The following is a 17,007-nucleotide window of genomic DNA, read 5'->3' as shown; positions in this document are numbered from 1 at the left end:
GTTGTGACACGGCGGTGTCGCTGTTCTTGGCAGTGTGATGGGGTTTTTGCAATCATTGGATTGCGCATCTCAAAGCTCGATAGAACCCAGACAGCTGCTTTATAAATCAAAACGCAATCAGACATGGTTAAGTCGGCCCAGCGGAAGGATGCCATACAGGTTTGAAGCCCTGTTGAAGTACCGCGATGGTAGTGGCGGGTGTCACGAGCTGTAATGGCCGTCCAGTAAGTCGACCGAATGAGGAGGGGGCTGTATAGCCTCCGAATGACCATTCAAGGGTCATTCCCGCCCGCAGGGCATATATACTAGAAGTATCTGAAATCATTGTACCATCGGGCAGGCTTGCGAGTTGTGAGAGAGCCACTGCTTGCGGGCGTCCGCCCGATGCAAGTCGCTCTTTATGCAGACGCTTGTCAACCATCGGCGCGCGGGGTTGCATGATGTTAAATGCTTGCCCAAAACGTGCAACAAAATCGATGGCTCGATCACGGCGGCAATAAAAACAGGGGCGATGACCAGCCGATAATCCGGTCACCTCATCGAGAAAAAACAATTCAGTCCATCCGGGCTGTCCGTTCGGCCTGTTTCGACCCATTGGGTCTCGCCGCCAATCACGGAATTCACAAACACAGATGATCCATGCTTGTAAGGCCCAACGCTTTTTCAAGAGCGTCTTTGTCTCAGGATCATGAATGATCCCACGATTTCCTGTAAACAGCCCGCGCTCATTTACGGCATGAATCGCGCCAAAAGGATCAACCCGATTTTGTAATGGCATGACGTATCCTCTTCGCACCCTTCGAGATATTCAAGCTCAGATTTCCTTTAATATCTCGACATGCGTAGCTGTTGAACGGGCAAGAGCACCAAGGTCGTATCCGCCCTCCAGCACAGATACAATGAGTCCGTCCGCACATTGTGCACCCCATCCTCGTCTGAGGTGATGAAGTGCGACTTTTCGGTTTGAGTTTATTCATAGCGATGTCTGTTTGCGACAAGTTTCTGACGGAAGATCTCCGCCGGTGTTTTTCAACCCAGACATTTGCGCGGCGTATTGTTGAGTTGACTGCAAATGAATGTCAGATCCCGGTCAGTTAGTGTCAGCGGATCTATGTCTCTTGGAAGCCAGTGTAGTGCGTCTGCTGGTGTTTTCGACAGTTCCTTTTCGCCAGGGTGATTGTGGGTCGCAAAACCATGTTTGCGATCCAATACCGGCTTGCAGATAAGCCCATTCTGTGAACTCGGTGCCGCGATCAAAAGTGATCAACCGGTGTGCAACCTGGGGCAGGGTTGCAACACAGTAATCAAGCCGTTCGAGATGCGCGCTGTGGCCGGAGGGGGAATATAGCCCGCCCTCCGCCGGAGGCAATACAAGGGTACAGCGCTTTAAGACAGGATCGCCCGGGGCTCGAGGAAGGCCTCGAGCCCGAATGCGCCGAACTCCCGGCCAATGCCGGATTGCTTGAAGCCGCCGAATGGGGCGAGCGGCTCGTGCGGCGCGCCGTTGATCGTGACCCGTCCGGCTTCGATCTGGCTGGCGACGCGCTTTGCCCGTTCGAGATCGGACGACTGTACATAGCTGGCGAGGCCGTAGTCGGTATCGTTGGCGATCGCGATCGCCTCGGCGTCGTCCCGATAGGGGATCACGCAAAGAACCGGACCGAAGATCTCCTCGCGAGCGATCCGCATGTCGTTGGAAACCCCGCTAAAGATGGTCGGTCGCACGAACCAGCCCCTGTCGAGGTGATCGGGTCGGCCTTCGCCGCCCGTAAGCAGGGTCGCACCTTCTTCCCGGCCCAGCCGGATATAGGACTGGACGCGCTCCCATTGTTTCAGGCTCACCATTGGCCCTATGGCATTGGATGGATCGGTGGCCGGTCCGACCTTGAGTGCTTCCGTTACCGTCTTCAGACGCGCAAGGATTTCATCGAGCCTGCCTTCGGGTGCGAGGATGCGCGTGCCATCGATGCAGGCCTGCCCGCTGTTGCCGAAGCCCATCGCCAGGACCTGCGGAATGGTGCTATCGAGATCGGCATCGTCCAGGATGATGGTGGGACTCTTGCCACCCAGTTCGAGTGTTACACGCTTGATCGTCTGCGCGGCGGCGGCGAGAATGGCGCGGCCCGTCGCGGTGGAGCCGGTAAAGCTGATTTTGGCGATATCGGGATGTGCGCTGAGCGCGGTGCCAGCGACTGCACCCGTCCCGTTGACGATGTTCAGCACGCCGCGCGGCAATTCGGCAGCGTGAAGGCATTCGAGGAGACGCTGCGTCTGGAGCGCGCTCATCTCCGAGGGCTTGATGACGATCGTGGTGCCGGCTGCTATGGCGGTGGCGAGCTTCGAGCAGATGAAGCCGTAGTTGCTGTTCCAGGGTGTGATCGCAGCAGCCACACCGGAGGCGCGCATGTCGATCTCGGAACGACCGATCGTTTTGCGGAATGCATAGTTCTCGACCACTACCGCCATGTCGAGGAAGACGGTTGCCGCGTGCTGGATGGCGAAGCCGACAAAGGCTGCTGGGGCACCATATTCCTCAATCATGGTTGCGGAGAGGTCTGCCGCGCCCGCCGAGACGGTAGCGGAGAGCCTCTTCAGCATGTCGATGCGCTCGGCTTTGGAAGTACGCGACATGGCCGGGAAAGCACGCTTCGCAGCTGCAACCGCGGCATCGACGTCTCGCGCATCGCCAAGACGAACGCTGCCAATCTGTTCGCCAGTTGCAGGGTTGAAGAGAGGGGCACGCTCCTCGCCTTGGGGGATTACGAATGCGCCATCGATATAGATCGTGTCAATCATTTGCATGGAATAGGCTCCGCTTTGAATGTTGCGGTCTTCAATATGATCCGTAATAATTGATCTGATAAGGCGGACAATATCGTACAGTCTGATTACGAAAGTCGAGCAATGGTCAAGGCAAGCCTGGTTGAATTGGAAGCGGTCGCGACAGTTGCCCGCGTGGGTGGTTTTCGCGCGGCCGCGCGGGAACTTGGCATGTCTTCCTCCGCACTCAGCCATGCGATTGCCGCGCTCGAAGAACGACTTGGCACTCGCCTGTTCAACCGAACGACGCGCAGCGTGTCGCTTTCACTGGAGGGCGAGCAGTTCGTGGCAGAGATTGGGCCAGCGCTGGCGGCAATCGACTTGGCGATTGAGCACGCGGCGGAGCATAGCGGAGAGCCGACTGGGACGTTGCGGATCAACATGGCGCTCGGAGCCGCACAGATGTTTCTGACGCCGATATTCCTCGAATATGCGTGTCGTTATCCTCGCGTCGAATTGGAGATCGCGACCGAGGGCGCCCTTGTAGATGTTACGGGGCAGGGGTTTGACGCCGGTATACGCCTATCTGAAGCGGTACCGCCGGATATGATTGCAGTTCCGATTCTTCCGGAAATCCGTTCCCTGGTTGTCGGGGCGCCAGCCTACTTCGAAACCTGGGGCGTGCCGAAGGTGCCGACGGACCTCAATCGCCATCGTTGCATTCGGGCCCGCATGGCGAGCGGCAAACTCTATCGCTGGGAATTCGAGCGCCGAGGCGAAGTTATTCTGGTCGACGCGCCCGGTGCGCTAACGCTGGATGAAGGCAACCTAATGGTTGAGGCCGCTTTGGCAGGGGCTGGATTGACCTATCTAGCTGAGCCTTTAGTGGCCAGACACATCGCCGCCGGTCGGTTGGTGGCCGTTCTCGAAGATTGGACGCCAGCCTATCCTGGACCCTGCCTATATTTCGCGGGGCGTCGCCATGTTCCGGCAAGACTCCGCGCCCTGATTGAACTTGTGCGGCACTTGTCGACCAGGACTGGGTCGTCTCAATCGGCTTGATTGAGCGCAAGATAGCAACAGACCGCGCTAGCCTTCGCTCAGTATCGATTTCGATGCACTTACGTCTTGGCAGGACCGCGCGGCTTCCTGTGGAGTTGCCGCTCTGATTGGGTTGTAACAACGGAAAAGGCAGTATCACGCATTGTTACAATAGTCGTGGGCGTCGCGGCTCTCCCGTAGCACATTCGAGCGAGCCGCTATCCCATCGTCCAAAATCAGCCGCAGCGCGATATGTGCTTTCCAGGAAGGACATCAGAACTGTTTCGCCATCGGGCGCCCGACGCACCACATCGTAGGGCAGTAGAAACTCACCCAATGTCTTGTCAAAGTAGGCTTCTTTCGGTGAAACTTGTGCCCCGCTAAAACCCTCAGGGGTGGGGTAGGCGTAGGAGTAGAATGCCGGGAATTCGATTCCGCCGCCACCGGGCCAGAATCCTGCGGATGAAACCTCATGGCTGTAGGCCTCGCGCGTGATTAAATCGGGCAAAGCCGGAATGCCTCCGGGATGCAGCGGCGCGCGTCTGCCCGAAAAGCGTGTTACTGCCAAATCAAAAGCGCCCCAGAAAAGATGAACGGGACTGACCTTCCCTATAAAGGATGTGCGAAATTTCTGAAGTACCATCGTACTTGAGATGAGCGCTTTGAAGTACTTTTCGACCGCCAACGCATCATATGGACGCTCGATCCGATCGTCGGCGAAAGGAACGGGCTTTGGTACTTCGTTCGGACGATCATGAAACACTGGAGTGCCACCAAGTCTGCCGATGAGCTCCAGAAAACGCGAGTGAAACATCGCTACTGATAGGGGTTCAAGATCAAAATGTGCTGTCTGCCCATCAGATGATTTGCCGACCACCCGATGGGCAACAAGATCGAAAGCCACCTCGATGCCGCCCATTACGTCTGGCACCAGACCAGTGGTTAAACCACGAGCGTAGGGGTAGAAGGCAGCATGCCATGAGTGGTTGATCCAAGGTGTTCTGGCCAACCGATACTTGCCAATGATCTGCGCGTAGAGTTGAAGGGCCGCATATGTATCACGCCATTCGAGATAAGGAATATCGGGCCATCGCTCATTCATGCGTCATACCCTCGCTTATAATGGCTTAACAGGCACTGTACTGGGTTTGCCGTACTTTTCCAGGCTATTATGGCGCCGCTCCAACCGCTAAAAGTTTGAATCTGCATTTATAACAGTAACTGCGCCTGCCGACGGGTAACTCCATTGATTGTCTGATGGTCAGTTCCCCGAGTTAAATTGTACGTCCTCACCTCTCCGTAATTGGATCAATCGAATAGCATCGCGGGTCGCGATAAAACGAAATTCCAAATCTCTGAAGCCTGTTGAAAAACAGTTATTCCCGGTCAGCCGTTGCAAAGCTGACCGAGAATATTTCTCAGGGATTGAGGGCAATTATTGGCGCGCGGCCGTTTTGAGGTTCTTGGCCGCGCGCTCTATAAATTCTGCAACAATTTTGGGCTGGGAGACATAAATCGCATGGCTTCCCTTTGCCTCAGCGATTGTGGCGCCAGCACGTTTAGCCATACTGCGTTGAGCCGCTGGCGGAATCATTTTGTCTTCCGTCGCAACCAGATACCAGGATGGCTTGATTTTCCAGGCCGGTATTGAAACCTTGCCGTCAAGCGCAGCCACGCCCCACGGCACCTGCGAACTGGCCATGAATGAGGCGAGATCAGCTTTGACGTCTGCAGCAAACGAAGCGGCAAATTTCGCATGATCGAGGAACAGGTAGCCATCTACTGGAGGCAGGATAGGAGGAACTGGTGCACCTGGTGCGGGATTGGCAATAAGGCTGGAAACCGACTCTCCGCTATCGGGAGCAAATGCCGTGATATAAACGACAGCTGCCACTTTCGGATCTGTGCCAGCCTCAGAGACTACGACGCCGCCGTAGGAATGCCCGACGAGAATGACGGGGCCTGTAGCAGCCGTTATGGCACGTTTGGTCACCGCGACATCATCGGCCAGTGAAGTCGTGGGGTTTTGTACGATGGTGACATCATATCCGTCGTTCTTCAGTTTGTGGTAAACACCTTGCCAACCGGAACCGTCCACAAAGCCGCCATGAACCAGGACGACTGATTTTGCATCTGTGGCACGTGCAGGTATGGGCGCTATTCCAGCGCCGGTGGCCAGTATTGAGGCGGTTGCCATCAAAGCATACAAATTCGACATGTCTTTTCTCCTCACGAAAGCTCAATGCCCAATTATCAGGTACTTGCATAAGTCTCATCGTGAACAAAAAGGCCATGTTTTGAAGGATATGGCCACGATCAGTCGAGTTTGATGCGCCGCCATTCTCCTGGAGACCTGCCGATCAGACGGGTGAATATCCGTGTGAGATGGCTTTGGTCGGCAAAGCCACATTCGAGTGCGATTGTGCTTATCGACACTTCAGGTCGCGTCAACATCTGCTTTGCTTTGTCGATCCGGCGGTGCTGCAGCCACTGGTGCGGGGGCATGCCCATTGATTGACGAAACGCACGAGTAAAATGACGTTTGGATAACCCGCATACTTTCGCGAGTTCGCCCAGGGTAACATTGCCATCAATGTTTGCATCGATCATCTGCGTTGCAAGACGCTCTTGCCAAGGGGGAAGACCGCCACCCCATTGGCGCGGCAGTTGCGCTACATTGCCATAAGTATTGGAAAGATGCACGGATAGCGCCATGGCGACGAAATCGACGAATAATTCGGAGGTTTCGGCGGGACGTGCAAGCGCTGGCCGCATGCTTGAAAGCAGATGGCGAATAACTGCATCATCGACTGTACTGCCGACCGTATGACGTAGCTCCTGAATATGCCTTGGGATATCACCGTCATCGCCCATTTTGATAAGTGCTTTGAGGGGGATATAAAGGTTCACGGCGTGAAAAGGGTCACGAAGGTCTGTGGCCAGGTTCATGCGCAAGTCAAACAACGCGACTGTGCCTGCATCGAAGCCGCTAGGCGCGATCGATTTTCCATCGGCATACAGATCGAAGTCACTGGCTTTGCGGATCTGAAGCGCAATCAGAAAAGCATTTTCACATACTGCACCTGTCATCCCCGCGTTGCGGTTTGGGCAATTGAGCTCTAGAAAGACAAGGCCGGTATCCTTGGCAGAACGCGCGGTCAGAATGGGCGCGTCTGGTAGTCCGACGGCAAGAGCGACTGGATTCGGCCTGCGGCAAGACATATACGGACCGGCCATGGGCAATGTCTCGTTTCTTCGTAAAATACTTGGTATCATACTCTTCGACACGGTAGGAGTGAATACCGCCTTGAAGAAACATACCGGGCCATCCCGTTCACGCCGTGAACTGGCTAGCGATCGCTACCCCTTTGAGATTCCGGGCTGATATATCCGGAAATGAGGCCATAAAGAATATCCCTCAACCGAGGCTCGACGTCGACAATCGCATGGGCAAGAAGGGGTTCTTCGCGGTAGAGTTGTGCAACGTCAGGACCGGGTGTCGCCATCTGCCAGAGGGCGCCGGCCATGCTCACTGCTGTGGATATGATGTTAACCGCCTGTGATTGGGATAGATCAAACTGATTTTGTAATTTTGCGGCGATAACTGCAACTTCCTCCAGGGCAACCAGCTTGAATGTACGCACGTTTTCCACCGAGACATTTCGCTCGAGGTTTAGCGGGACGTGGGCAAGCAGATCACAGAACAGTGGTCGTGTGACCAGTGAACGAGCGAGTATCCCTGCGACCGTTCGCGGATCTGGCGTCGGGATTTTATCAAGATCAGCGCGTAAGGCGGCAGACCATTCGCGCCAGCTTTGTCCTGCAAGAATCAGGAAAATCTGTTCCCGGGTTTCGAAGTAGCGCAACAGTGCCGACTTGTGCATGCCGATCGCGTTGGCGATCTCCGTCAGCGTGATAGCACGAATACCCCGCTCTGCGGCCAGCGTTCGGGCGGCTTGCAGAATATCGTTCTCGCGCTGCTGCTTGGCCTCTGTGCTGCGTGCACGCTGGAATTGATGCGTCATGACCTTTATCAAAACCTTGTTGTGTAAATAATGCAACCGTGGTTGTGTTAATCACATAGCGGAATCACTCCGTCATTTCAAAGAAATGCCACCGGATCGAGAAGAATTATGAGAACATATCGGCTCTATCAGATTGACGCTTTCACCCGCGATCGGTTCACCGGGAACCCCGCTGGGGTCGTTCCGGACGCAACGGGACTTTCCGACATGCAAATGCAGGAAATCGCGCGGGAAATGAATGTCTCGGAAACGGCGTTTATCTTCCCAACCAAAACAGATGGCTCGGACATGACCGTGCGTTTCTTTACCCCTGCGACGGAAGTACCAATTTGTGGTCACGCCACAATCTCGGCGCACTGGGTCCGAGCTCATGAGGGTGCTGCCAGCGGAATATACATGCAGAACACTGGAGCTGGAATTCTGCCGGTGGAGATAGAGCGGAAGGGTGGTTCAATTCGCATTTGGATGACACAAAGGCCGGCCACATTTGGTGACCCCTTCGACGAAGCGATCAATAACGACATCCGCACGGCGCTCGGCATCACTGACTTCTCGACCATCGGACCGGTTCAGATCGTATCGACTGGCCATAGCAAGGTCATGGTTCCACTGACTTCAACTGCAACCCTGCATGGGTTGAGCCCCGATCTCGCAGCACTTTCGCGGATCAGTGAACAGATTGGCTGTAACGGCTTCTTCACTTTCGTGCTTGCTGATCGTTCCGAAGACGTTCTTGCACATGGACGAATGTTTGCACCTGCGATCGGTATCCCGGAAGATCCGGTCACCGGCAATGCCTGCGGCCCTCTGGGCGCCTATCTGGCCCGGCATGCTCTCATTGCCGTTGAACCTGGGAAAACAACCGAATTCACCGTGCGTCAGGGCGAGGCCATGGGTCGTCCCGGCCTCGTAAAGGTCGAAGTTCACCGCGAAGGCGAAACATTCGGCATTCGTATCGCTGGCGAAGCTGTTCCCGTTTTTTCAACGTCGATAGAACTGGAACCACTCGGTAGGATCCCGGCAATTTCTGACGTCAGAATAGCTGATCAAGCGTGATCGGCAGATCACGCAGCCTTTTGCCAGTCGCATTGAAAATAGCATTGGAAATGGCAGCGGCGACGCCAACTATGCCGATTTCCCCAATGCCCTTTACTCCAAGCGGGTTGACCTCCTTGTCTTCTTCAGGAACGAGGATCGCCTCGACCGTTTGAACATCCGCGTTCACAGGAATGGCGTAATCCTCGAAGTTGGTGTTGATGGCCCTGTTCTGGACGGGATCGATTGTCAGCCCCTCGAAGAGAGCCGAAGACAACCCCCACACCATACCTCCACGATATTGTGCAAGTGCTGTACGTTCATTGAGTATGCGTCCGGCCGCAAATGCACCGACAAGACGCGGTACGCGCACTTCCCTTGTACGCGCATTGATCCTTACTTCTACAAACTGGGCGCCGTAGGATGCAATGGCAATCGTTTCCTCGCCTTGCGTCGTGGACAGGATGGCACGACCGCCATTGGCATTCTTGCCCCCAAAGGCGGCATATTGCGCCGTCTCCTGAATTGAAGGAGTTCCCAGGCGGTCAAAAGCCGCGCCAAGATCGGTCATTGAAGGCATTGTGCCGCCGAGCCGCGAGACGATGCGCTCGCACGCAAGTCGAATGGCCGGAACAGTACTCGCTGTCTGCATGGAGCCACCTGCCGGAGCTGTTGGCGGCAGGAGACTATCCCCCAGAAAAACGTCAACATTTCCTATTGGCAAACCGAGCAGTTCCGCTGCCACCTGACCCATGGCCGTATAGGCTCCCGTACCGATTTCAGACGCCGCAGTTTCGACACGTGCCTTACCGGAACGCAGCAGTGTCACGGTCGCGCTTCCGCCGTAATTGAAGCAAGGGAAGGTTGCTGCCGCGCAACCATAACCAACCAGCCATTCGCCCTCACTTTTGGTTCCCGGAACGGGATTTCTCTCGTGCCAGCCAAAGCGTTCTGCTGCCACGTCGAAGCATTTGACAAGCGAGCGGCTGGTGAAGCGGCTTCCATCTACGGGACTTCTGGCTGGTTCGTTACGGCGTCTTAGTTCAACAGGATCCATTTTGAGTTGATGTGCCAATTCGTCCATCGCTGTCTCGAGCGCAAACATATAGGGCATCTCGCCTGGTCCACGCATGAAGCCGGGTGTCGTCCGATCGGTACGTACAATGTTGACGCGTGTAAAAATCGACGGCGCAGAATACATGTCTGCTGTCAGGTCCGTCGAGGCGCTGGCATAAGCTCCAAAACGCGAACACATCTCCCATGCTTCATGGGCGAATGCTGTCAGCTTTCCGTCAGGCGTGGCACCCAGTCGGATGTGATGACGGCTTTCCCCACGATAGGTGGACAATGTGAATCCTTGCGGGCGGGTGGCTACAAGTTTAACAGGCCGGCGATGCTTGCGCGCAAGTGCTGCAAGAATTGCCGTTCGTGGCGTTAGGCTCAGTTTGCTGCCGAAGCCGCCACCAATATAGGGGCTGATGATGCGGACGCGCGATGGATCGATGCCGAGTTGTCGTGCAACGCCCTTCTGAAGCCCGGCGACGTATTGGCTGGGCTCATGGACAACAAGGGTATCACCGTTCCATAGGACCGTGGTCGGGAAGGGCTCCATCGCATTATGGACCTGACTTTGCATGTGATAGGTCGCGTCGACGGTTACAGCCGCCTTGGCCAGGGCTCTTTCGGCATCTCCTCTTACCGGATCGACAAAGCCGGAATTGACCGCAGACCAGGGTTCGGTGACAGTTCCCCGGCTTTCCAGTGTGACCGCTGCCGATTGCTCTATATATTGAACAGTGACAAGAGCGGCGGCTTCACGGGCAGTCTCGAAACTCTCTGCCAGCACAACGCCGATGATCTGTCCATCGAACACGATATTCTTGTCAGTCAGGGGCTGATGATTGGTTGCCGAACCTGCGGCCTGGCTGACGGGGGCTGCCAGCATGGGAGCGTTCTCATGGGTCACGATGTCGATAACGCCGGGCAGGCCCAGCGCCTGTTGGGTCTCGATCCTGTCGATGCTGCCTTTCGGAATGGTACTGAGTAGCAGGAATACATGGATTGGATCGGCGACGACGGTATCGGCCGCAAATTGGGCTCGGCCCGTCACCTTTGCATGACCGTCATAACGTGCATGGCCTGTTCCAATCAGCGGGAGTTCACGGAGAGAAGTTATATTTCCAGACATTGTCAGATCTCCATTGTCGCCGCACCGAGCAGCGCACGGACCAAGGTCTGCTTGCCGAGGGGAACCTTGTATTGATTGTGGGCATGAGCGATGGCGTCTGCAAATGCTGCCTCTGCCACACGTTGCGCGCTTTGCTCCGTTAACACAGCCCCCTTGAGCAGGTTTTCTGCTTCACGAGCGCGCCACGGAACAGTCGCCACCCCGCCAAGCGCAAGGCGTGCATCGCGCACAGTTCCATCGTCGGCAAGGTCCAGGGCAACAGCGGCACTAGCCAAGGCAAAGGCGTAGGATTGTCGATCCCGGATCTTTAGATAGAGCGAGCGTCGCATCCAGGGACCTCGTGGAATAACGAAGCCGGTTAGAAGCTCATCACGCTCGAGCACAGTCTCGATGTGGGGGGTCAGCCCCGGTTGTTTATGTAGATCCTTGAATGAAATAGTACGTGGTCGGCCCTGCCTGCCAATAATTTCCACTTGAGCGTCAAGGGCAACAAGAGCTTGCGGAAAATCTCCGGGGTAGATCGCAATGCAGGCTTCGCTCGTTCCGAGGATAGCGTGCTGGCGGTTATGGCCATCGAGGGCAGCGCAGCCCGAGCCTGGATTGCGTTTGTTGCAAGCCCCGAAGCTGGGGTCGCGAAAATAGGCACAACGAGTACGTTGCAACACATTGCCGCCGAGCCTTGCCATGTTGCGGATTTGCTCGGATGCACCCAGATCAAGCGACTGGGGTATGAGAGGGCAGATCGCACGAATTGCCGGATGGGCTGCCACATCGGCCATGCGCACCAGGGATCCAAGGCGAATTGCCGTATCGCTGACCTCAATGGTTGAAAGGCGTGGATCGCCAAGCCTGGTTACATCAACCAGATGGCTGGCTTTCAGCACGTTGATCTTCATGAGATCGAAGACCGTCGTGCCACCTGCCACGAATATGGTATCCGGTTGGCTGAGCGCCCTTACTGCTGCTGCTATGGTTTCCGGCTTTTCATAAGTAATCGGTTGCATGGCTCACCCCTCCATCAGCAGTTTGGCCTGCTGAATGGCGGCAACAATGTTTGGATATGCGGCGCATCGACAGAGGTTCCCACTCATATACTCGCGAATGTCTGCCGTCGTATCGGCATGTCCCTCCCTGACACAGGCTATCGCCGACATGATTTGCCCTGGCGTACAAAAACCGCACTGGAAGGCGTCCTGGTCGATGAAAGCCGTCTGCATGGGATGCAGAACGCCGTTCTCGTCCGCAAGCCCCTCGATGGTTGTGACTTCAGTGCCGTCAGCCGCGACGGCGAACATAAGACAGGACAGGATGCGACGGCCATCAACATGGACGGTGCAGGCGCCGCACTGGCCCTGATCGCATCCCTTCTTGGTACCGGTCAGGCCGGCGTGGTCACGCAGTGCATCAAGCAGACTGGTGCGCGCATCCACCGCCAGTCGCCTGCGTTGGCCATTGATGGTCATTTCGATGGCCGCTGGTACATCGGCATCTGGCGATTTTCCTGAAGCCGGTGTTTCGGCAGGTGCTGGAGACGCTGCAAAAGGTACGATAGCGACGCTCGCGGTTCCTGTCAGGAAAGTACGACGTTGAGGATTGGGCAGATTCCGTTCACCTGACATCCGGCTTCACTCCTTTTCCATGAGCCTGATGGAGCGGGAAAGCTCGTCAGGCACTATTAATAAAACACTGTTGCGTTAATAATGCAACGCCGTTATCTTAAGTTCCATGAACATACAGGTCCTAAATCCAGACTTTACCGCTCCCCGTCCGGCATTTCTGATGGACGATGCTGCAACCATCCTTCGTTTCGCTGCCGATAAATTCGATGCGGGCCAGGGCGTGGCGCTAGTCACGCTCGTTGAAATACGTGGTGGCGCGGCCCGTCCGCTCGGGGCCCAGATGGCAGTAACGGAAGATGGTCTCTACTGCGGATTCGTTTCCGGTGGCTGTACGGAAGCTGCGGTGGCGCGCGAGGCAATGGCCGCAATCCTGTCGGGCAACGATCGCTTTCTGAAGTTGGGAGAAGGGTCTAGATTCTTCGACATTGTATTGCCGTGTGGCGGCGGCATTACATTGGCAATCCATGTGCTTTGCGACACGAGCTCTTTGCGTAAAGTGATTGCGTCGCTGGAGCAGCGCACATCTGTCAGCTTGCGGTACGACCCAGCCAGGCAATCCCTTGATTGCGTGCTGGATCTGGCTAACACAGGCTGGTCTGGCGATTTGTTCGGGCGCGCGTTTCGCCCCAGAACGCGCGTGTTGCTGTTTGGCCGTTCGATCGAGTTGGAAACAACAGCCAGTCTTGCCAGGGCTGCAGCCTATGATGTGTACACTAATGTAGCCGGGGATCCGGACATCATAGGTAGGCTCGCCGACAGCAACAGTGCAATCGCCTTGCTCTACCATGACCTTGATCGTGAAGCACACGTGCTGGAGGCTGCACTTGCTGCCAAACCTTTCTACATTGGTGCCCTTGGCAGTAGCAAAACCCATGATCGACGCAAACTGGCGCTGCGGCAGCGTGGCTATGGCGATCAGGAGATCGCGCGCATAAAAGCGCCTATTGGACTTTTCCCGAAGGCGAGAGATGCAAACTCCCTTGCTATATCGGTCATTGCAGATATCGCAGCCATCCATTGTCCGCAACGGAACTCATGATAATCCGGTCAGAATGACCCATCGTTTGCTAAACCCGGGGAGGGCACAAGGCAGGTGAGATGATGCACTCGGATGACAGTTCTTCGACGAAGACAGGACAGATCGACGTGGCAATAATATTGCTGGCGGCCGGTAGTTCCCGGCGTTCGCTAGCCGGAGGCGGACACAAGTTACTTGCTGTCTTTGATGGCGTTCCGCTTGTTCGCCGCTCCGCTTGCGTTGCCACGACGAGCCATGCAGCAACGACAATTGTTGTGTCGGGTGACCGGCAGGCCGACATTGAGGCAGCGCTCGATGGCCTGGATCTGGTGCTGACACACAACCCGGATCATGCTTCCGGGATCGCGAGTTCATTGATTGCTGGCCTTTCTGTGGAACAGGCAAGAAAATCCGACGGAATATTGGTGATGCTCGCCGACATGCCCGCTATTACCAGCACGCACCTTGACGCGCTCATCTCGTGTTTTCAAGAAGAGGGTGGCAAGATCATCGTTCGCGCAACGTCGAGCGGTATTCCGGGGAATCCAGTCGTTATTCCAGCCTCTCTTTTTGAGGACATTTGTCAGTTGCGTGGTGATGTCGGTGCCCGGAAAATTATTCAGCAATCCGGATTGAGAATTATCGATATCGACCTGGGTGATGCTGCTCACCTGGATGTCGATACATCCGAGGCGATCGCAGCGGCCGGAGGCACGTTCGGTATATAGTCTGGGACATCGCTTTCAGTTGCTTTTCCTGTGATGTGAGCAAGTCTGAATTCAGGGTTTTTATTGTGGCAGATTAAGTAGGCGACATCTCCAGCAATAGAGAAAAACGTCAGTCTGATGATCATGGATGCCGATGCACAACTCCGGTCTGGCTAACGGTCAGGGCTGTCACGACAAAACAGGTACAGTTGATGATGGCTCGCGGGGAAGTACGGAGGGGAACATGTACGGTTTACATGCCGATGTTTCCAATGACACTGCCCGACAGGTTCGCGAACTCGTTGCAGCTGAGCCTAATTTCACAGATGTAGCTACGCCAGTGCATCTTGAACCTTATTTGTTGCTTCTCGGCAGGGACTGCCCCGTTTCATACAATTCTGGCCTTATCTATGAGCTGCCGCACGCCATAAATTACCCGAGCGCAGCGCGGCTGGTCGGCAGTGATTCCGAGGAAGGCCAACGACTTATGAAGTTCTGGGAGGAGCGTGGACTGCCGGAAGGCCTGTTTGAACTTGGCTTCGGGCATGTCGCGGACCTCTGGAAGCCCTGGTGTGTCGCGGTTGTCGATCATGAGATTGCCTCGATAGCATTTGCGGCCCGGCTCGCCGAAGCAGGCGCCGAACTGAGGTTGTCAACGGTGAAGACCTTGCGGAGGCAGGGTTTCGGTGCCGCTACCACAGCTGGCTGGTTCCGGCGTCCTCAACTCCGCACTCGTACGCTGTTTTACAGCACAGACCGAAACAATGCGTCATCGCAGCGCGTTACCCAACGTCTTGGTTTACAACTTCGAGGGGGCAGTTTACGCATATCCTCTACCTGACAAGCCAATCTGGAAACCCGATTTTCCCGGACGAGCGGTTGCTCATCTCGCATCAGATCCCGGGGACATTTGGAGCGTCGTAGTCTTGACGATGATATATGGAAGAGCCCATGCGTATAGTTCTTACAGGTAGCTCCGGACGAATTGGTCGAGCCATATTTGGCCTTTTATGTGAACAGCACGAGATTTCTGGAATCGACCGGTCGCCTTTTTCGACAACACATGTTGTCGGCGACTTTGCCGATGAGGTGCTGCTTCGTCAGGTTCTTTCAGGAGCAGACGCCGTAATCCATACCGCCGCACTTCATGCGCCCCATGTCGGCACAGTACCGAATGAAGAGTTTCAGCGCATCAACGTGGAGGGAACACGGCTTATCGCCCAGGAGGCGATCGCAGGTGGCGTGAAGCGGTTTGTCTTCACCAGCACTACAGCGCTTTATGGATATGCCGTTTCGGCCGATTCTTGCACCTGGGTAGATGAAGACACGCCTCCGTTGCCGAAGAGCATATACCATCGGACGAAGCTTGAAGCTGAGAATGTCCTGGAGAAAATGGCTGGTGCCGAATTTGCCGTGCGGGTTCTGCGCATGTCGCGGAGCTTTCCGGAGCCCGGTGATGTAATGGCTACTTACAGGCTGCATAGGGGTATTGATGCACGTGATGTCGCAGATGCTCATGCTGCAGCTTTGGCAAATGGTGGCGCCCATTTCCAGCGTTACATCATATCTGCGTTCAGCCCTTTCACAAAGCAGGATTGCGAAGTTCTTTCGGTAGACGCGGCTGCCGTCATTAGACACAAGGTACCGGATCTCGCCACCGAGTTTGATCGGAGGGAATTGTCTTTACCGCGCATAATTGATCGGGTTTACGATTCAAGTCGTGCCAGGAGCGGGCTTGGCTGGCACTCCCGTTTCGGCTATGAGGAGGTGCTGGCTCAAATGGATCGTCGCAGCCTGGAAGTACTACCTCCTGGTTCTTGTATCAGCAAGAAGCCGGAATAGGCTGGTGTCACGACACGAAAGCACACAGCTTTCCCTGGCTGCCAGAATGGAAGTCTCCCTTCACAAGGGCCTGAGATCAACTATGACTGTAGAGGACCAGAAATGGTCCTCGGTGAGACCGCTATGTTGTCGGTCGGCAGAGCGGAGAGCGAGCGCTAATCTATTCTGATTTTGAAGATGCTCCCATCTCCTGGTCTCGATCATGAAGACTGGGAAGTGGTACCTATTAGTTCCATAATGTTGATTACGCCTGACATCCAATAAATTCAATTATTTAATGGATGTCTCTACCAACCGTGCTCTCGCGCGAGGCAACGCCTCTCTAGGCCAACTAGATTCTGACTGGCAATCAGATGGCACGACCAGCAGCGAGTGGGAACAGTTACACGTGCTTGCTGACCGCGGACCTTCCGAAGCCTGATATACGAAACTGTTCGGGCGCGGACCGGATAACAGCCCCATGCGCACCCTCGTTCAGTGGGATCTGTTCAGTCAGGCTGGAGTAGGGATTTCGACAGACGATGAAATCGCCGGGCAAGGGGCGATCTTCCTAATTGTCGACGACGTTGCCGCCGAACGGGAACGGTTGCGTGACGTGGGGATCATGCTGGGGGATGACATCCTGGGCGACTATACAACGCTGGCGCAAGTGCATGATCCCGACTGCAACCTGTTCACCCTCGCGACGCCGCCGTCACCAAACTATCCGCCCGCATAAGCGAAAGTCAGCCACTGTAAGGTTGAAAGCGGCCCGTCAATATCAAGTTCTAGG

General features: G+C 55.5%; 16 protein-coding genes and 2 pseudogenes. 7 read left to right on the top strand and 11 right to left on the bottom strand.

Annotated elements, in window-relative coordinates; translation table 11 throughout:
* Nucleotides 1-127: 127 nt before the first annotated feature.
* The 4 genes and pseudogenes from QBD01_RS07300 to QBD01_RS07290 all read right to left on the bottom strand — a co-directional run bounded on the left by QBD01_RS07300 (nt 128) and on the right by QBD01_RS07290 (nt 2,802).
* Complete coding sequence (locus QBD01_RS07300) at nt 128-778, bottom strand: hypothetical protein (RefSeq protein ID WP_280992245.1); 651 nt, start codon at nt 776-778, stop codon at nt 128-130.
* Nucleotides 779-814: 36 nt separating this feature from the next.
* Nucleotides 815-919 (bottom strand): annotated as a pseudogene (locus QBD01_RS25425) (histone deacetylase family protein); the annotation flags it as partial.
* Between the two features lie 110 nt (nt 920-1,029).
* Nucleotides 1,030-1,320 (bottom strand): annotated as a pseudogene (locus QBD01_RS07295) (IS30 family transposase); the annotation flags it as partial.
* Between the two features lie 66 nt (nt 1,321-1,386).
* The gene (locus QBD01_RS07290) at nt 1,387-2,802 is read right to left on the bottom strand and encodes an aldehyde dehydrogenase family protein (RefSeq protein WP_280992244.1); all 1,416 of its coding nucleotides are present in this window, start codon (nt 2,800-2,802) and stop codon (nt 1,387-1,389) included.
* A 102-nt stretch (nt 2,803-2,904) separates the two neighbouring features.
* Between QBD01_RS07290 and QBD01_RS07285 the strand changes: the two genes are divergently transcribed.
* Nucleotides 2,905-3,822, top strand: a complete 918-nt coding sequence (locus tag QBD01_RS07285) for a LysR family transcriptional regulator (protein WP_280992243.1) — start codon at nt 2,905-2,907, stop codon at nt 3,820-3,822.
* Between the two features lie 145 nt (nt 3,823-3,967).
* Here the strand turns inward: QBD01_RS07285 and QBD01_RS07280 are convergent, their stop codons facing one another.
* The 4 genes from QBD01_RS07280 to QBD01_RS07265 form a co-directional block, all read right to left on the bottom strand.
* Complete coding sequence (locus QBD01_RS07280; RefSeq protein ID WP_280992242.1) at nt 3,968-4,903, bottom strand: DUF5996 family protein; 936 nt, start codon at nt 4,901-4,903, stop codon at nt 3,968-3,970.
* A gap of 333 nt (nt 4,904-5,236) precedes the next feature.
* On the bottom strand, nt 5,237-6,019 hold the full coding sequence (locus QBD01_RS07275; RefSeq protein WP_280992241.1) for an alpha/beta hydrolase: 783 nt from the start codon (nt 6,017-6,019) through the stop codon (nt 5,237-5,239).
* Between the two features lie 98 nt (nt 6,020-6,117).
* Nucleotides 6,118-7,038: an AraC family transcriptional regulator gene (locus QBD01_RS07270; protein WP_280992240.1), complete on the bottom strand. Its 921-nt coding sequence runs from the start codon at nt 7,036-7,038 to the stop codon at nt 6,118-6,120.
* Nucleotides 7,039-7,151: 113 nt separating this feature from the next.
* On the bottom strand, nt 7,152-7,826 hold the full coding sequence (locus tag QBD01_RS07265) for a TetR family transcriptional regulator (protein ID WP_280992239.1): 675 nt from the start codon (nt 7,824-7,826) through the stop codon (nt 7,152-7,154).
* 108 nt (nt 7,827-7,934) lie between these two features.
* Here QBD01_RS07265 and QBD01_RS07260 point away from each other — a divergent pair, with 108 nt between their 5' ends.
* Nucleotides 7,935-8,882 carry a PhzF family phenazine biosynthesis isomerase gene (locus QBD01_RS07260; RefSeq protein WP_280992238.1) on the top strand — a complete coding sequence of 316 codons (948 nt, stop codon included), beginning with the start codon at nt 7,935-7,937 and terminating at the stop codon, nt 8,880-8,882.
* On the opposite strand, the gene QBD01_RS07255 is transcribed toward QBD01_RS07260, so the two are convergent.
* The 3 genes from QBD01_RS07255 to QBD01_RS07245 are packed head-to-tail and all read right to left on the bottom strand — an operon-like array spanning nt 8,860 to nt 12,668.
* A complete protein-coding gene (locus QBD01_RS07255; protein WP_280992237.1) occupies nt 8,860-11,049 on the bottom strand; it encodes a xanthine dehydrogenase family protein molybdopterin-binding subunit in 2,190 nt (729 codons plus the stop codon). The two genes, QBD01_RS07260 and QBD01_RS07255, sit on opposite strands and share 23 nt — an antisense overlap.
* 2 nt (nt 11,050-11,051) lie before the next feature.
* Nucleotides 11,052-12,053, bottom strand: coding sequence for a xanthine dehydrogenase family protein subunit M (locus tag QBD01_RS07250; protein ID WP_280992236.1), 1,002 nt, complete (start codon nt 12,051-12,053; stop codon nt 11,052-11,054).
* A 3-nt stretch (nt 12,054-12,056) separates the two neighbouring features.
* The gene (locus QBD01_RS07245; protein ID WP_280992235.1) at nt 12,057-12,668 is read right to left on the bottom strand and encodes a 2Fe-2S iron-sulfur cluster-binding protein; all 612 of its coding nucleotides are present in this window, start codon (nt 12,666-12,668) and stop codon (nt 12,057-12,059) included.
* A gap of 160 nt (nt 12,669-12,828) precedes the next feature.
* On the opposite strand from QBD01_RS07245, the gene QBD01_RS07240 reads away from it, so the two are divergent.
* The 5 genes from QBD01_RS07240 (at nt 12,829) to QBD01_RS07220 (ending at nt 16,953) form a co-directional block, all read left to right on the top strand.
* A complete protein-coding gene (locus QBD01_RS07240) occupies nt 12,829-13,707 on the top strand; it encodes an XdhC family protein (RefSeq protein ID WP_280992234.1) in 879 nt (292 codons plus the stop codon).
* A 59-nt stretch (nt 13,708-13,766) separates the two neighbouring features.
* Nucleotides 13,767-14,414: a nucleotidyltransferase family protein gene (locus QBD01_RS07235; protein ID WP_280992233.1), complete on the top strand. Its 648-nt coding sequence runs from the start codon at nt 13,767-13,769 to the stop codon at nt 14,412-14,414.
* 223 nt (nt 14,415-14,637) lie between these two features.
* A complete protein-coding gene (locus QBD01_RS07230) occupies nt 14,638-15,234 on the top strand; it encodes a GNAT family N-acetyltransferase (RefSeq protein ID WP_280992232.1) in 597 nt (198 codons plus the stop codon).
* Nucleotides 15,235-15,344: 110 nt separating this feature from the next.
* A complete protein-coding gene (locus QBD01_RS07225) occupies nt 15,345-16,235 on the top strand; it encodes an NAD(P)-dependent oxidoreductase (protein ID WP_280992231.1) in 891 nt (296 codons plus the stop codon).
* Nucleotides 16,236-16,695: 460 nt separating this feature from the next.
* Nucleotides 16,696-16,953, top strand: a complete 258-nt coding sequence (locus tag QBD01_RS07220) for a VOC family protein (RefSeq protein WP_280992230.1) — start codon at nt 16,696-16,698, stop codon at nt 16,951-16,953.
* Nucleotides 16,954-17,007 lie beyond the last annotated feature (54 nt).

The sequence above is a fragment of the Ochrobactrum sp. 19YEA23 genome, assembly GCF_029909865.1.
Lineage (GTDB): Bacteria > Pseudomonadota > Alphaproteobacteria > Rhizobiales > Rhizobiaceae > Brucella > Brucella gambitense.
This window is presented reverse-complemented; position numbering and strand designations above follow the sequence as displayed.